Here is a 14381-nt window from a genome sequence, read left to right as displayed (position 1 = left end):
CCTGCGTAGCCAACCCAACAACCGGAGCGCCAATGGCCCTGCCCCGTATCACATCGCCCCACGCCAAGGGCAGCAACCGCACCCAGCAAGTGATGCTGCAGGTGCTGCTGGCTACGGTGCCGGGCATTCTCGCCCTGACCTGGCTGTTCGGCGCCGGCACCCTGATCAATCTGCTGTGGGCCAGCGCCTGCGCCCTAGGCTTTGAAGCAGCCATCCTGGCGCTGCGCAAGCGCCCGGTACTGTTCTTCCTCAAAGACTACAGCGTACTGGTCACCGCCGTGTTGCTGGCCCTGGCGCTGCCGCCCTACTCGCCCTGGTGGCTGACGCTGGTGGCCACCGGTTTTGCCGTGCTATTTGGCAAGCAGCTGTATGGCGGCCTGGGGCAGAACCCGTTCAATCCGGCCATGCTCGGCTATGTGGTGGTGCTGATTTCCTTCCCGGTAGAAATGACCAGCTGGCCAGCGCCGCATACGGTTGGCCTGCTCGAAGGGCTGCAACAGATTCTCGGCATCGCCAACCTGCCGGACGGCTGGGCTCAGGCAACCGCGCTGGACGCGCTGAAGGTCAACAAGAGCCTGACCATCGACGAGCTGTGGGCGCAAAACCCCGCGTTCGGCTATCTCGGCGGCGCCGCCACCGAGGCGGTCAACCTGGCCTTCCTTGCTGGCGGCCTGTACCTGCTGCACAAGCGCCTGTTCACCTGGCATGCACCGGTCGGCATGCTCGCCGCCCTGGCGCTGATGAGCCTGCTGTTCTGGAACGGCTCGGGCTCGGACTCCCACGGCTCGCCGCTGTTTCATCTGCTGACCGGCGCGACCATGCTCGGCGCCTTCTTTATCGTCACCGACCCGGTCAGCGGCGCCACCAGTAACCTCGGCCGGCTGATTTTCGGCATCGGCGTGGGCGTGCTGGTGTATGTGATTCGCGCCTGGGGCGGTTACCCGGACGGCGTGGCCTTCGCCGTGCTACTGATGAACCTGGCGGCACCGACCATCGACTACTACACGCGGCCGCGCACCTACGGCCACCGCAAGCCGACGCGCGGCTTCAAGTTGGGAGAATGACCGTGGCCCTGCCTGAAATTAGCCGCTCGATGCTGAAAAACGCCCTGGTGCTTGGGCTGTTTGCCATCGTCACCGTGGGCCTGGTGGCCGTGTTGCAACAAGCCACTGCCGAGCGCATCGCCAACGCCGAGCGCGAAGCCCAGGTGCGCGCCCTGAGCGAGATCCTGCCCCAGGGCAGCTACGACAATCACCTGCTGGACAACAGCATTCAGCTGCACAACCCGCTGCTTGGCAGCAAATCGCCGCAGACCGCCTATATCGCCCTGAAAGATGGCAAACCCAGCGCGGTGATCCTGCGTGCCACCGCACCGGACGGTTACAGCGGCGCAATCCACTTGTTGATCGGTATTCAGGCCGATGGTCGCCTGGCCGGCGTACATGTACTCGGCCATCGGGAAACCCCCGGTCTGGGCGACAAGATCGAGCTGGCCAAGAGCACCTGGATTCGCAGCTTCGACGGCAAGTCATTGAGCAATCCCGGCGAGGATGGCTGGGCGGTGAAGAAAGATCGCGGTGAGTTTGACCAGTTTGCCGGCGCCACCATCACCCCGCGCGCGGTGGTCAGGGCCGTGCATAAGGCCCTGCAGTATTTCGATGCCAATCAAGAGCAGCTGTTCGCAGCCCAGGTGAAGTCCAATGGCTAGTCCCAGCTACCGCGAAATCACCCTTAACGGCCTGTGGAAGAACAACCCCGCGCTGGTGCAACTACTCGGCCTCTGCCCGCTGCTCGGGGTAAGCAACTCGGCGGTCAACGCCCTCGGCCTGGCGCTAGCCAGCGCCGTGGTGCTGGTGTGCTCCAACACCGCAGTTTCGCTGGTGCGCGGCGTGGTCAACACGGCGGTGAGGCTGCCGGCCTTTGTGATGATCATCGCCGCCCTGACCACCTGCATCGAACTGTTGATGCAGGCGTTCACCTACGAGCTGTACCAGATTCTCGGCATTTTTATCCCGCTGATCACCACCAACTGCGTGATTCTCGGCCGCGCCGATGGCTTTGCCGCGAAGAATGACCCCGCCCGCGCCGCCTATGACGGCCTGATGATGGGCCTGGGCTTTGGCGTGGTGCTGGTGATGATCGGCGCCCTGCGCGAGCTGTTCGGCACCGGCGCAGTGTTCGCCAATATGCACCTGCTGTTCGGGCCTATCGCCACCAACTGGCAGCTGACGCTGATCCCCGAGTACAAGGGCTTCCTGCTGGCCATCCTGCCGCCAGGCGCCTTTATCGTGCTGGGCCTGCTGATCGCCTGCAAAAACCGCGTGGACGAAGTGCTGGCCGAACGAGCCAAGGCGCAGCAGGTYGATACACCGGTGCAGAGCCGCCGTGTGCGGGTGACCGGAGTGATTGAGTGAACGCCGCCAAGCGCTACGAGATCTTCCGCCGCCTGCATGAAGACAACCCCGAGCCGAAGACCGAACTGGCCTACAGCACGCCATTCGAGCTGCTGGTAGCGGTCACCCTGTCCGCCCAGGCCACCGACGTCAGCGTCAACAAGGCCACGGCCAAGCTATTTCCGGTGGCCAACACCCCGGAGGCGATCTACGCCCTGGGTGTCGCGGGCCTCTCCGAATACATCAAGACCATCGGCCTGTACAACAGCAAGGCGAAGAACGTCATCGAGGCCTGCCGCATCCTGATCGAGAAGCATGGCAGCCAGGTGCCGGACAACCGCGAGGACCTCGAAGCCCTGCCCGGGGTCGGCCGCAAGACCGCCAATGTGGTACTCAACACCGCGTTCCGTCAGCTGGCGATGGCAGTGGACACGCATATCTTCCGCGTCAGCAACCGCACCGGCATCGCTCCCGGCAAGAACGTGCTGGAGGTGGAAAACAAGCTGATGAAGTTTGTGCCCAAGGAATTTCTTCTCGATTCACACCACTGGCTGATCCTGCATGGCCGCTATGTGTGCCAGGCGCGCAAGCCGCGCTGCGGCAGCTGTCGCATCGAAGACCTGTGCGAATACAAACAGAAAACCTCCGACGATTGAGCCGCTATTCAGCCGCTCAATAAGCTGATTGAAAAAATCTTTTTTACCCGCCCAGGTTTTGTCGCTATAAGGTGCGCAAATCAGGTTGTGTGAAAACGTAGCGAGCGAAGGTCAGGCAAGGCGGAAATAGGCGAGCACGCGGACGACTGCATGGATGCAGAAGGTAGAACGAAGCAGGATGCCCGAGTCGAGCTTACGAGCTGTAAATGAGCAGTGTGAGCCTGTTTCCAACGCAGCATGACCGAACGCAGTAGTTTTCACAGCAGCTGAATGGCCCTGGTAGCCTGGAGTGAATCTATGAGCACTGATAAAGAAGAACTTGAGCTCGACGAAGATTTTGTTGCCGAAGAAGCGGATGAAGCCGAAGCACCGGTAGAGGTTGCCAAGACCAACCTGACCAAGCGCCGCATCATCGACAACTTCCTCGAAGAGCGCCGCCTGCACAAGCAATTGGCCGAATACGACTTCGACCTCTAACGCCGCCAGCAACAAAAAGCCCCGCTACACTGCGGGGCTTTTTTGTTGCTTAGCCAACAGCCTGCAAACTGCGCCGGGAACACTTGTTGGCATACATCGCAGCATCCGCCTGGGTCAGCAACTGCTCCAGGCTTTGATCGGCCTGCAACGACGACTCCGCCGTGCCCACGCTTAACGACAATGGCCGCCCGGTGCGCTGCTGAAAGACCTGTAGCGCCCTGTCCAGGCGCGTCAGCACTTCTTCACTGCTGCTGTAATGACTGGCCAGCACCACGAACTCGTCACCGCCAATCCGCGCCACCACATCGGTGGTGCGAAACAACGATTTGAGCAGATCGGCTGCGTCGACCAACATGCCATCGCCGGCAGCATGACCGAAACGATCATTGGCCAGCTTCAGGTAGTCCAGGTCGACATACAGCAACAGGCTACGTCCCCGCCGCCTACGCGCGACTTGCAACTCGCGCTCAGCCAGCAGCAGGAAGCCACGGCGGTTGTACAAACCAGTCAGCTCATCAGTCAACGACATCTGCCGCACCAGCTGTTCGGCGCGCAGACGCTCGGCCACCTCGTCTTGCAGCAGTTGGTTGGCCTGCGCCAGTTGCGCCGTGCGCTCCTCGACCCGGCGCTCCAGTTCGGCATATACCTGGACATTCTCCAGGGCCACCGAAGTCGCGTCGGCCAGAGCTTGCAACATCTCGACCTGATCGGCTGTGGCGCGGTACTGACTGGCCCAGTAAGTGCCAATCGCACCAATGGGTTCCAGGGTGCGGATCGGCACCATAACCAGGCTTTTGACGAAGGTCGGTCGATAGGCGGCGTGGGGAATCCGCTCATCCTGATAGATGTCTTCGATCACCGTGGCCTGACGGTTGAGCATGGCCCAACCGCTGATGCAGGCCTGCAGAGGAAAACGCTGACCTTTCCATAACGGACAGATGGCATCTTCATCGCGGTAAAAGCACTGCTCGCCATCACGCAAGACAAAGGTGGCGCCATCGGCTCCCACCAGTTCACGCGCGGCGTGGCGCACCACCTCGGCAACAGCATCCAGATCCCTTGCCATGGACAACTCCTGCACGGCTCGAATCAGCCGCTTTGCATGGTTTCCGCAGGTCATGGAACACCTCGTCTGGCCGGGTAGATTGGCCATTCGCCTTGTAAGCTATCACTTACAAAGATAGCAGCAATCAGTCGGCACGCGATGGCGACAACAGCTCGATTTTGTAGCCGTCCGGGTCTTCGACGAACGCCAGGATGCTGGTGCCGTGCTTCATCGGCCCTGGCTCACGGGTGATCTTGCCGCCGCGGGTGCGAATGTCTTCACAGGCCTTGTACACATCGGCCACTTCCAGAGCGATATGGCCGTAGCCAGTGCCCAGCTCGTAACTCTCCACGCCCCAGTTATGGGTCAGCTCGATCACACTGTTGTGCGCTTCATCGCCGTAACCGACGAAGGCCAGGGTGAACTGCCCTTCCGGGTAGTCTTTGCGACGTAGCAGGGTCATGCCCAGCACTTCGGTGTAGAACGCGATGGATTTATCCATATCGCCGACGCGCAGCATGGTGTGCAGCAGTCTCATCAGGTGTCTCCTCATCATTGCCCATCTTGCGGGCTTATAAATGCAAACCCCGGCTTATGGCCGGGGTTTGGTGTGGCTCAGGTGCTCCAGTCTATCAGAGCATCTTGCGCCCTTTGCCCGCCGCAATGCGCATGCGCAGGGCGTTGAGCTTGATAAAGCCGCCAGCGTCAGCCTGGTTGTAGGCGCCGCCATCTTCTTCGAAGGTGGCGATATTGGCGTCGAACAGCGAGTCATCGGACTTGCGACCGGTGATGATCACATTGCCTTTGTACAGTTTCATACGCACCACGCCGTTCACGTTGGCCTGGGAGGCGTCGATCATCTGTTGCAGCATCAGACGCTCAGGGCTCCACCAGAAACCGTTGTAGATCAGGCTGGCGTATTTCGGCATCAGCTCGTCTTTCAGGTGAGCGACTTCGCGGTCCAGGGTGATCGACTCAATGGCGCGGTGGCCCTTGAGCATGATGGTGCCGCCGGGGGTCTCGTAGCAGCCACGGGACTTCATGCCGACAAAACGGTTTTCGACGATATCCAGACGGCCGATGCCGTTCTCGCCGCCGATGCGGTTCAGTTCGGCCAGCACAGTGGCCGGGCTCATTTCCTTGCCGTCGATGGCAACGATGTCGCCCTTACGGTAGGTCAGTTCGATATAGGTCGGTGCGTCTGGCGCGGCCTCGGGGGAGACAGTCCATTTCCACATGTCTTCTTCGTGCTCGGTCCAGGTGTCTTCCAGCACGCCGCCTTCATAGGAGATGTGCAGCAGGTTGGCATCCATGGAGTACGGCGACTTCTTCTTGCCGTGACGCTCGATCGGGATGGCATGCTTCTCGGCGTAGTCCATCAGCTTCTCGCGCGACAGCAGGTCCCACTCGCGCCAGGGGGCGATGACTTTTACGCCAGGCTTGAGCGCGTAGGCACCCAGTTCGAAACGCACCTGGTCGTTACCTTTGCCGGTGGCGCCGTGGGAGATGGCATCAGCACCGGTTTCATTGGCGATTTCGATCAGGCGCTTGGCGATCAGCGGACGGGCAATCGAGGTGCCCAGCAGGTATTCGCCTTCGTAGACGGTGTTGGCGCGGAACATCGGGTAGACGAAATCGCGGACGAATTCTTCGCGCAGGTCGTCGATGTAGATTTCCTTGACGCCCATGGCCTGAGCCTTGGCGCGTGCCGGCTCGACTTCCTCACCCTGGCCGAGATCCGCGGTAAAGGTCACCACTTCGCAGTTATAGGTATCTTGCAGCCACTTGAGGATCACGGAAGTGTCCAGGCCACCGGAATATGCCAGGACTACCTTGTTTACGTCGGCCATGCCATCAACTCCACGGGGTTGTGCGGGAAAACCGACGATTCTACTGCCCATGCCGCCTGATTTACAGAGGCGCGACAGCTTGTGACGACCAAGCGACGGATAATTGTTGGACAACAGACCAATAGCCGGCGCTAGGAGGTGGCCGCAGGATCAGTCGCTTCAGGCGCTGGAGCAGGTGCAGGCGGCACTGCAGCTTCCGGCACCCGGTCGAGGAGAATGGTTACCCGACGATTCTTTGCCCGATTGGCTTCATTGTTGTTCGGTGCCACCGGGTAGCGCTCGCCATGAAAGCGCATGGTGATCTGCTCGGCGGGAATGCCGTTGGCCTTGAGGTATTCCATCACCGCCAGCGCACGGCGGCGCGACAGGTCGCGGTTGGTCAGGCGATTGCCGCCATTGTCGGCATGCCCATCAAGCTGGATGCGATTGACGCTGGGATCGGCCTTGAGAAAGCTGAGGATGATATCCAGCTTGGCCTGGGCCAGCGGTTCAAGGTCGATACCGCCACCCGGAAAACCGACCTGGCTTTTGCGCACCTGATCGAAATTCACCGGCAGCAGTTTGGCCGTGCAATCCAGGTACTCGTTATAGGCCTTGTTGAATTTGGCCGGCAGCAAGCGCACTTCAACCGCATCACCGCCCATCGCCGCACGATGGCGCACCACGGGGCTGCGCCCTTCCAACAGGCCAGTGAGTAAGCGCGTGCCCTGCTCCTGGGAACTGTTGAACAGCACCTCGGCGGGCACCACACTGACCGAGCCCAGGTTGATATCACCGCGCCCCGGCTGCCAGGGCGCCGCCGCCGCCAGCAAGGTGGCATTGCCGGCACCCAGCCAGCGCTCACGGGCTTTCAGACTGAAGGTGACCTGCTCGCCGGCCCGACGTACAAACACCCCGGAGCCAAAATCGGTGATGGGTTGCGACAAACGGCACTCGAACTGATCGCCTTCGACCTGCCACTCGATCTTCTCCAGACGAGTCTGGAAGCTGATGGCTAGGACGGGCTGGCTTGCCAGCAGGCAAAGCACCGCGAGTGGGTAGGGTCGCACGACAGACTCCAGGGAATACGGCTTACCCTCTGTCTATCGGTGCCACGGCGGAAAACTTGAGCAGCGCTTTATGCCGCTTATGCAAGTCGGGCCACAGCACAACCCGGCCTTCAGTCAGCTTTACCTGTCGCGCCCGCTTTCAACGTGCTGCCACGGGGCTTTTCCGGTAGCATTCTCGCCACGTTTTGCCCGCCTGGAAGCTTCCATGACTGACCGCCTTACCCTGCTGCGTCCCGACGACTGGCACATCCACCTGCGCGACGGTGGCGTTCTGCCGCATACCGTTGCCGATGTAGCCCGCACCTTCGGCCGCGCCATCATCATGCCCAACCTGGTGCCGCCGGTACGCAATGCCAGCGAAGCCGATGCCTATCGCCAGCGCATTCTCAGTGCCCGCCCTGCCGGTAGCCGCTTCGAGCCGCTGATGGTGCTGTACCTCACCGACCTGACCCAGCCTGACGATGTGCGCACGGCCAAAGCCTCGGGCTTTGTACATGCGGCCAAGCTCTACCCGGCCGGCGCGACCACCAACTCCGATTCGGGCGTAACCAGCATCGACAAGATTTTCCCGGTGCTCGAAGCCATGGCCGAAGTCGGCCTGCCGCTGCTGGTGCACGGCGAAGTGACGCGCAGCGAGATCGATGTTTTCGACCGCGAGAAGGTGTTTATCGGTGAACACCTGAGCCGTGTGGTCGAGCGCTTCCCGACCCTCAAAGTGGTGTTCGAGCACATCACCACCCGCGATGCGGTGGAGTTTGTGCAAAGTGCATCGGCCAACGTCGGCGCCACCATCACTGCCCATCACCTGCTGTACAACCGCAACCATATGCTGGTTGGCGGTATTCGCCCGCACTTCTATTGCCTGCCGATTCTCAAGCGCAACACCCACCAGGACGCGCTGCTGGATGCGGCCACCAGCGGCAACGCCAAGTTCTTCCTCGGTACTGACTCGGCGCCGCACGCCAAGCATGCCAAGGAAGCCGCCTGCGGCTGCGCCGGGTGCTACACAGCTTATGCAGCCATTGAGCTGTATGCCGAGGCCTTCGAGCAGCGCAATGCGCTGGACAAACTGGAAGCCTTCGCCAGCCTCAACGGCCCGGACTTCTACGGCCTGCCGCGCAATACCGACAGCATCACCCTGGTGCGTGAAGACTGGACCGCACCAGCCAGCCTGCCGCTGGGCGAGCAAACCGTTATCCCGCTGCGCGCCGGTGAAACCCTGCGCTGGCGCCTGCTGGAGCGCCAAGCGTGAGTGAAGACCTGTACGACGACGAAGCCGAAAGCGGTAGCCACTCCGGCCCGCGCCACCCGATGGCCGCGCGCTTTCGTGGCTACCTGCCGGTAGTCGTGGACGTGGAAACCGGCGGCTTCAACTGCGCCACCGATGCCCTGCTGGAAATCGCTGCCACCACCATCGGCATGGATGAAGGGGGTTTCCTCTACCCGGAGCACACCCAGTTCTTCCGCGTCACACCGTTCGAAGGAGCGAATATCGAACAGGCGGCGCTGGACTTCACCGGCATCAAGCTTGATCACCCGCTGCGTATGGCGGTCACCGAAGAGCACGCGCTGACGGAAATCTTCCGTGGCCTGCGCAAATCGCTAAAAGCCAACAGCTGCAAGCGGGCGATCCTGGTCGGCCATAACAGCAGCTTCGACCTGGGCTTCCTCAATGCCGCGGTAAACCGCACCGGCATCAAGCGCAACCCGTTCCACCCGTTCTCCAGCTTCGACACCGCCACCCTGGCCGGCCTTGCCTATGGCCAGACCGTACTGGCCAAGGCCTGCCAGGCCGCCGGTATCGATTTTGACGGCAAGGAAGCGCACTCGGCCCGCTACGACACCGAGAAGACTGCCGAGCTGTTTTGCGGCATCGTCAATCGCTGGAAAGAGATGGGCGGCTGGATGGATTTCGACGACTAAGTACGTGCAAGACTACAATCTTCTGCGCGTCGGCCCTGCGGCGTTAAAAACAGACTCGGCAAGCCACTATTGCTAACGCGCGTAAGCTCGACCCGAAGGCGAGTGAAACGAGTAATGCTCATGTACAAAAGTACACACCGCTTGACTCGCTACGCTCACCCTTCGGGCCAGCCTGCGGCTGTTACTTCGCTTCGCTGCGTTTCTCGTCTGTTCTTACCTTGCAGGACTCTAGCGCGCGAGATCGGGAGCAATTGCGCCTTCACCACTCTAGACCTACCACCAACAAAAAAAACCGCACTAGGCGGGGCTTTTTGTTGGTTTATTACAGCGCGATCAATGCACTGGTCGCGGCCTGCCGCCAAACGCTTTACAGCACGTTTGGCTCGATCTCCAACTCCACCGCGAAACGCTGGGCGATATCCGCCTGGATACGCTGCGCCAGTGCCAACAACTGCGCACCAGTGGCGGCGCCGTAATTCACCAGCACCAACGCCTGCAGACGATGCACACCTGCATCACCCTCACGAAAGCCCTTCCAGCCCGCACGCTCGATCAACCAGCCCGCGGCCAGTTTGACCTGTCCGTCTACCTGGCCATTCACCACCTGAGGATAGGCCACAAGATCGGCATGCTCAGCGCGCAAGCGTTGCGCCAGCTCACTCGATACCAACGGGTTCTTGAAGAAGCTGCCGGCATTGCCTAGCTCAGCCGGGTCAGGCAATTTTTCGCTGCGAATGGCGCAGATCGCCTGGCTGACATCCAGCGCAGTCGGGGCATTGATGCCCTGCTCCGCCAGACGCTGACGCACCGGGCCGTAATCCAGATGCAGCGCAGCCGCACGGCTCAAGGCAAAGCGCACCCGGAGGATGACCCAGCGCCCGCTTTCGCGCTTGAACAGGCTATCGCGGTAGGCAAAGGCGCAGTCCTGCAGAGAAAACTCGAACAGCTCGCCACTCTGTCGATCCAAGGCGGTCAAACCGGCAAACAGATCCTTCAGCTCAACGCCGTACGCACCGATATTCTGCACAGGGGCTGCACCTACGGTGCCGGGGATCAGACTGAGGTTTTCCAGGCCGGCAAAGCCCTGCGCCAGCGTCCATTGCACAAACGGATGCCAGGGCTCCCCCGCTTCTGCCTCGATCACCACCCGCTCGCCGTCATCGCTCAGTACGCGAATACCGCGACTGGCCATACGCAGCACCAGCGCATCGACGTCGGTTGTGAGCAGCAGATTGCTGCCGCCACCGAGCAACAACAGCGGCAACTGCTGCGTTTGCGCATAGCTCAGCGCTTCGCGCACCTGCTGATCATTCTCAGCTTCGGCAAAATGGCTGGCCTGGGCCTCGACGGCAAAGCTGTTATAGGGTTTCAGTGATACCTGAGTGCGCACCTGCAGGCTCATAAGCGCCCCTTGAGTTCAAGCACCAGGGCATCACAAGCCTGCTCGATCAAATCCAGCACCTGAGAAAAGCCGGCCTCGCCACCGTAATAGGGGTCTGGCACTTCATCCAGCTCCAGCTGATAACGCCGCAGAAACAGGTCCAGCTCGGCCGCATCATTGCCCGGACGCAGCTGCTGCAGGTCGTGCAGGTTGCTGTTATCCATAGCCAGAATCAGGTCGAAGGCATGGAAATCCGCCGCCTTGACCTGTCGGCCGCGCAGTGCTGACAGGTCATAGCCACGCTGCTGCGCGGCCTGACGCGTGCGGATGTCCGCCGCCTTGCCCACATGCCAGTCGCCAGTGCCGGCCGAATCGACCTCGACGCGCCCTTCCAGCCCAGCCTCACGCAGCTTGTGGCGCAACACGCCCTCGGCCGTGGGCGAGCGGCAGATATTGCCCAGGCAGACGAACAGAACGCGCATCAGGCCCCCAGCAGGCGACGAACCCGCTCCAGGTCTTCCGGCGTGTCGACGCCCGCAGGTGGCGCTTGCAGGGCATCGGCGACATGGATACGCACGCCATGCCAGAGCGCACGCAGCTGCTCCAGGCACTCGGTGTCTTCCAGCCAGCACGGGCCCCAGGCGACGAAGTCATGCAGAAACTGCGCACGGTAGGCGTAGATGCCGATGTGGCGACGGTACGGCACGCCTGCTGGCAGCTCGTCACGGCTCTTGGCGAAAGCATCGCGCGCCCAGGCCAGCGGCGCGCGACTGAAGGTCAGGGCAAGGCCGGTCTTGTCGCTGACAACCTTGACCACATTGGGGTTGAACAGCGCCTGCACATCCTCAATCGGCTCAGCCAGGGTGGCAATGGCTGCCTGCGGATTGGCCGCCAGGTTGGCCGCTACCTGATCAATGATCGATGGCGGGATCAGAGGCTCGTCGCCCTGCACGTTGACCACGATGGCGTCAGCAGCCAGGCCCAGCGCCGTGGCCACTTCAGCCAGGCGGTCGGTGCCAGAGTTGTGGGAGGCGTCGGTCAGTACCACCTGCGCACCAAAGCTGCGGCAAGCCTCAACGATGCGCGCATCGTCGGTGGCTACTACTACCTGCTGGGCGCTGCTTTTGCAGGCCTGCTCCCAGACATGCTGGATCATCGGTTTGCCGGCAATATCCTGCAGCGGCTTGCCCGGCAGGCGGCTGGAAGCGAAGCGCGCCGGAATCACAACGGTAAAGGCAGTGCTCATTTACTTGTCCAGACGCTCGTCGACGTTGAGGGTGCGGGCTTCGGTTTCCAGCATCACCGGGATGCCATCGCGAACCGGAAAAGCCAGCGCGTCGGCCTTGCAGATCAGCTCGCTCTTGTCAGCGGCGAGCTTCAGCGGGCCCTTGCACAGTGGGCAGGCGAGAATATCGAGTAGTTTCGGGTCCATGGGAGATCCTTGATAGGAAGCAGCTGCTGGGGCGGACGAGGCCGCCGAATGATCAGAACAGTCAGGCGCGCGGCACTAGACGCTGCAATTGCTGATCAAACCAGGCGACAAACGCGGCCGAAGGCTCGGCATCCACCGCCAGGTACCACCAATCGTCAGCCGCAAAGGCACGGCACTTGACCGCATCCTTTTCCGTCATCAGCACCGGCAGTGCCGGGCTGAAATTCAGCAGCTCGGCGCTGTACGGCGCATGGTCGGCAAAGGCATGCGCGACAGGCCGCCAGTGTAGCCCTTCGAGGGTATTGAAGAAACGCTGCGGGTTGCCGATACCGGCTACCGCATGCAGGGCCTGACCGGCAGGGAAATGACTCAGCGGCTGCTGCTGGCCACTGCGCAGGTTAACCAAGGTACGCGGCTGCAGGGTRAAGCCGTAGCCATCCTGCGGATCGCTGGACGCGCCGTTATACAGCAGCGCATCCACGCCCTGCAGACGCTCGACCGGCTCACGCAGCGGGCCGGCGGGCAGGCAATGGCGATTGCCCAGGCCGCGCGCAGCATCAATCAGCACCAGTTCTAGATCTCGGGCCAACCGGTAGTGCTGCAGGCCGTCGTCACTGAGAACCAGGTCCAGCGGCTCGGCCGCCAGCAAGGCCGCTACAGCGCGACCGCGATCAGGATCAATCATCAGCGGCACGCCGCTGCGTTGCACGATCAGCAGCGGTTCATCGCCGGCCACACTGGCGGCCTGATCGGCCTGCACGCGCCAGGGCAGTTGCGGCGGCTGCGCGCCATAACCGCGACTGACCACACCGACGCGCAGCCCTTGACGGCGGCAATGCTCGATCAGCCAGAGAATCATCGGGGTCTTGCCAGTGCCGCCGACGGTGATATTGCCGACCACCACTACCGGCACGGGAGCACGGTAGATCTCACCTTCACCTGCCAGAAAACGCGCGCGCTTGCGCTGCACCACGGTGCGATACAACCACTCCAGCGGACGCAGCAGGCCCAGCGCCGGATGACCGGCGTACCAGGCAGCAGTGAGTCGTGCGGACAGGCTCATCGGCGGGCAAGCCTCAAGGCGCGGCTTGCGCCTCAATGGTGGTCATGCGCAGGTGGGCAAAACCCAGTTTGCCGGCCGCATCCATGGCGGTAATCACCGCCTGATGCTGGGCCTTGGCATCGGCGCTGATGATCAGCGGCAGGCTGTTATCGCCCTCCGATTCTTTCTGCAGCGCCGCCATCAGGCTTTCCAGATCACTTTTCAGCAACTGTTTGGCATTCAGCGAGTAGCTGCCATCGGCGGCAATCAGGATCTCCAGCTGCTTCAGTTCGCTCTGCTCCGGCGGCGTGCCAGTGGCAGCCTCCGGCAGATCGACCTTGAGCTGGGTCTCACGGGTAAAGGTGGTGGTGACCACGAAGAACAGCAACAGGATAAACACCACGTCGATCAACGAGGCCAGGTTGATCTCGACGTTCTCCCGCGGTTTGCGCCGGAATTTCACGCCTTGTCCTCGCCCATGTCGACATCACGGTCGCCCTGCACCACTTCCACCAGGCGAATCGCCTCCTGCTCCATGCCGACCACCAGCTCATCGATCCGGCGTTGCAGGTAACGGTGGAAGAACAGTGCCGGAATGGCCACCATCAGACCTGCCGCTGTGGTGATCAGCGCCTTGGAAATGCCGCCAGCGAGCAAGGACGCATTGGCCATGCCCGAGCCCATAAAGGAGCTGAAGATTTCGATCATGCCCAGCACCGTGCCGAGCAAACCCAGCAGCGGCGCGATACCGGCAATGGTGCCCAGGGCATTCAGGTAGCGTTCCAGGTCGTGGATCACCCGGGCGGCAGCCTCCTGAATGCACTCCTTCATGATCTCGCGACCATGCTTGGAGTTGGCCAGGCCGGCTGCGAGGATCTGCCCCAACGGCGAGTTGGCGCGCAGTTCCTTGAGCTTCTGGTTATTGAGTTTTTTATCCTTGATCCACTTCCACACCTGACCGAGCAGGTTGGGTGGCGTGATGCGGCTCGGCCGCAGCGTCCACAGGCGCTCGGCAATAATGCCGGCCGCAGCGATAGAACACAGAATGATTGGCAGCATCATCCAGCCGCCAGCTTTAACCAGTTCCCACACGGTGGCAGATCCCCTTCACAAAAGTGGCGCCACTCTAGCAT

General features: G+C 61.7%; 18 protein-coding genes. 7 read left to right on the top strand and 11 right to left on the bottom strand.

The window, feature by feature from the left end:
- Positions 1 to 32 precede the first annotated feature (32 nt).
- The 5 genes from P3C18_RS17945 to P3C18_RS17925 all read left to right on the top strand — a co-directional run bounded on the left by P3C18_RS17945 (position 33) and on the right by P3C18_RS17925 (position 3526).
- Entirely contained in the window at positions 33 to 1064 is a 1032-nt protein-coding gene (locus tag P3C18_RS17945) for an RnfABCDGE type electron transport complex subunit D (protein WP_275963161.1), read from the top strand.
- 29 nt (positions 1065 to 1093) lie between these two features.
- A complete protein-coding gene (gene rsxG, locus P3C18_RS17940) occupies positions 1094 to 1708 on the top strand; it encodes an electron transport complex subunit RsxG (RefSeq protein WP_275963227.1) in 615 nt (204 codons plus the stop codon).
- Positions 1701 to 2414: an electron transport complex subunit E gene (locus P3C18_RS17935; protein WP_275963160.1), complete on the top strand. Its 714-nt coding sequence runs from the start codon at positions 1701 to 1703 to the stop codon at positions 2412 to 2414. The genes rsxG and P3C18_RS17935 overlap by 8 nt, the downstream gene beginning before the upstream one ends.
- Positions 2411 to 3049 (top strand): endonuclease III, encoded by a 639-nt coding sequence (gene nth, locus P3C18_RS17930; protein ID WP_275963159.1) that lies wholly within the window; start codon positions 2411 to 2413, stop codon positions 3047 to 3049. The genes P3C18_RS17935 and nth overlap by 4 nt, the downstream gene beginning before the upstream one ends.
- Positions 3050 to 3346: 297 nt before the next feature.
- A complete protein-coding gene (locus P3C18_RS17925) occupies positions 3347 to 3526 on the top strand; it encodes a hypothetical protein (RefSeq protein ID WP_275963158.1) in 180 nt (59 codons plus the stop codon).
- 49 nt (positions 3527 to 3575) lie between these two features.
- Here the strand turns inward: P3C18_RS17925 and P3C18_RS17920 are convergent, their stop codons facing one another.
- From P3C18_RS17920 to P3C18_RS17905, 4 genes are all read right to left on the bottom strand, one after another.
- The gene (locus P3C18_RS17920; protein WP_275963157.1) at positions 3576 to 4592 is read right to left on the bottom strand and encodes a diguanylate cyclase; all 1017 of its coding nucleotides are present in this window, start codon (positions 4590 to 4592) and stop codon (positions 3576 to 3578) included.
- A 124-nt stretch (positions 4593 to 4716) separates the two neighbouring features.
- On the bottom strand, positions 4717 to 5109 hold the full coding sequence (gene gloA / locus P3C18_RS17915) for a lactoylglutathione lyase (protein ID WP_090252363.1): 393 nt from the start codon (positions 5107 to 5109) through the stop codon (positions 4717 to 4719).
- A gap of 94 nt (positions 5110 to 5203) precedes the next feature.
- Positions 5204 to 6421 (bottom strand): argininosuccinate synthase, encoded by a 1218-nt coding sequence (locus P3C18_RS17910; RefSeq protein WP_275963156.1) that lies wholly within the window; start codon positions 6419 to 6421, stop codon positions 5204 to 5206.
- Between the two features lie 131 nt (positions 6422 to 6552).
- On the bottom strand, positions 6553 to 7470 hold the full coding sequence (locus tag P3C18_RS17905) for an OmpA family protein (RefSeq protein ID WP_275963155.1): 918 nt from the start codon (positions 7468 to 7470) through the stop codon (positions 6553 to 6555).
- 205 nt (positions 7471 to 7675) lie between these two features.
- Here P3C18_RS17905 and pyrC point away from each other — a divergent pair, with 205 nt between their 5' ends.
- Positions 7676 to 8722, top strand: coding sequence for a dihydroorotase (gene pyrC / locus P3C18_RS17900; protein ID WP_275963154.1), 1047 nt, complete (start codon positions 7676 to 7678; stop codon positions 8720 to 8722).
- Entirely contained in the window at positions 8719 to 9393 is a 675-nt protein-coding gene (rnt, locus tag P3C18_RS17895; RefSeq protein ID WP_275963153.1) for a ribonuclease T, read from the top strand. Before pyrC ends, rnt begins: the two co-directional genes overlap by 4 nt.
- A gap of 367 nt (positions 9394 to 9760) precedes the next feature.
- Here rnt and murB read toward each other — a convergent pair whose 3' ends face one another.
- The 7 genes from murB to P3C18_RS17860 form a co-directional block, all read right to left on the bottom strand.
- Positions 9761 to 10795: a UDP-N-acetylmuramate dehydrogenase gene (gene murB, locus P3C18_RS17890; protein WP_275963152.1), complete on the bottom strand. Its 1035-nt coding sequence runs from the start codon at positions 10793 to 10795 to the stop codon at positions 9761 to 9763.
- The gene (locus P3C18_RS17885) at positions 10792 to 11256 is read right to left on the bottom strand and encodes a low molecular weight protein-tyrosine-phosphatase (RefSeq protein WP_275963151.1); all 465 of its coding nucleotides are present in this window, start codon (positions 11254 to 11256) and stop codon (positions 10792 to 10794) included. Before P3C18_RS17885 ends, murB begins: the two co-directional genes overlap by 4 nt.
- Entirely contained in the window at positions 11256 to 12020 is a 765-nt protein-coding gene (kdsB, locus tag P3C18_RS17880) for a 3-deoxy-manno-octulosonate cytidylyltransferase (protein WP_275963150.1), read from the bottom strand. The genes P3C18_RS17885 and kdsB overlap by 1 nt, the downstream gene beginning before the upstream one ends.
- Positions 12021 to 12206 carry a Trm112 family protein gene (locus tag P3C18_RS17875; protein WP_090387286.1) on the bottom strand — a complete coding sequence of 62 codons (186 nt, stop codon included), beginning with the start codon at positions 12204 to 12206 and terminating at the stop codon, positions 12021 to 12023.
- 61 nt (positions 12207 to 12267) lie between these two features.
- Entirely contained in the window at positions 12268 to 13269 is a 1002-nt protein-coding gene (gene lpxK / locus P3C18_RS17870; RefSeq protein ID WP_275963149.1) for a tetraacyldisaccharide 4'-kinase, read from the bottom strand.
- Between the two features lie 13 nt (positions 13270 to 13282).
- Positions 13283 to 13711 (bottom strand): biopolymer transporter ExbD, encoded by a 429-nt coding sequence (locus tag P3C18_RS17865; RefSeq protein ID WP_275963148.1) that lies wholly within the window; start codon positions 13709 to 13711, stop codon positions 13283 to 13285.
- On the bottom strand, positions 13708 to 14340 hold the full coding sequence (locus P3C18_RS17860) for a MotA/TolQ/ExbB proton channel family protein (RefSeq protein WP_275963147.1): 633 nt from the start codon (positions 14338 to 14340) through the stop codon (positions 13708 to 13710). The genes P3C18_RS17865 and P3C18_RS17860 overlap by 4 nt, the downstream gene beginning before the upstream one ends.
- Positions 14341 to 14381 lie beyond the last annotated feature (41 nt).

Origin of the sequence: Pseudomonas sp. 1928-m (genome assembly GCF_029269135.1) — a bacterium.
GTDB lineage: Bacteria > Pseudomonadota > Gammaproteobacteria > Pseudomonadales > Pseudomonadaceae > Aquipseudomonas.
Note: the sequence above shows the minus strand (reverse complement) of the source record. Positions and strands in the feature narration are given on the sequence as shown.

What these genes read in the sequence shown, in the direction of transcription:
- rsxG (WP_275963227.1), top strand. Translation starts at nt 1,094, where the DNA reads ATGCTGAAAAACGCCCTGGTGCTTGGGCTGTTTGCCATCGTCACCGTG.
- P3C18_RS17920 (WP_275963157.1), bottom strand. Translation starts at nt 4,592, where the DNA reads ATGGCAAGGGATCTGGATGCTGTTGCCGAGGTGGTGCGCCACGCCGCG.
- murB (WP_275963152.1), bottom strand. Translation starts at nt 10,795, where the DNA reads ATGAGCCTGCAGGTGCGCACTCAGGTATCACTGAAACCCTATAACAGC.
- P3C18_RS17885 (WP_275963151.1), bottom strand. Translation starts at nt 11,256, where the DNA reads ATGCGCGTTCTGTTCGTCTGCCTGGGCAATATCTGCCGCTCGCCCACG.
- kdsB (WP_275963150.1), bottom strand. Translation starts at nt 12,020, where the DNA reads ATGAGCACTGCCTTTACCGTTGTGATTCCGGCGCGCTTCGCTTCCAGC.
- pyrC (WP_275963154.1), top strand. Translation starts at nt 7,676, where the DNA reads ATGACTGACCGCCTTACCCTGCTGCGTCCCGACGACTGGCACATCCAC.
- P3C18_RS17875 (WP_090387286.1), bottom strand. Translation starts at nt 12,206, where the DNA reads ATGGACCCGAAACTACTCGATATTCTCGCCTGCCCACTGTGCAAGGGC.
- gloA (WP_090252363.1), bottom strand. Translation starts at nt 5,109, where the DNA reads ATGAGACTGCTGCACACCATGCTGCGCGTCGGCGATATGGATAAATCC.
- P3C18_RS17925 (WP_275963158.1), top strand. Translation starts at nt 3,347, where the DNA reads ATGAGCACTGATAAAGAAGAACTTGAGCTCGACGAAGATTTTGTTGCC.
- P3C18_RS17910 (WP_275963156.1), bottom strand. Translation starts at nt 6,421, where the DNA reads ATGGCCGACGTAAACAAGGTAGTCCTGGCATATTCCGGTGGCCTGGAC.
- P3C18_RS17945 (WP_275963161.1), top strand. Translation starts at nt 33, where the DNA reads ATGGCCCTGCCCCGTATCACATCGCCCCACGCCAAGGGCAGCAACCGC.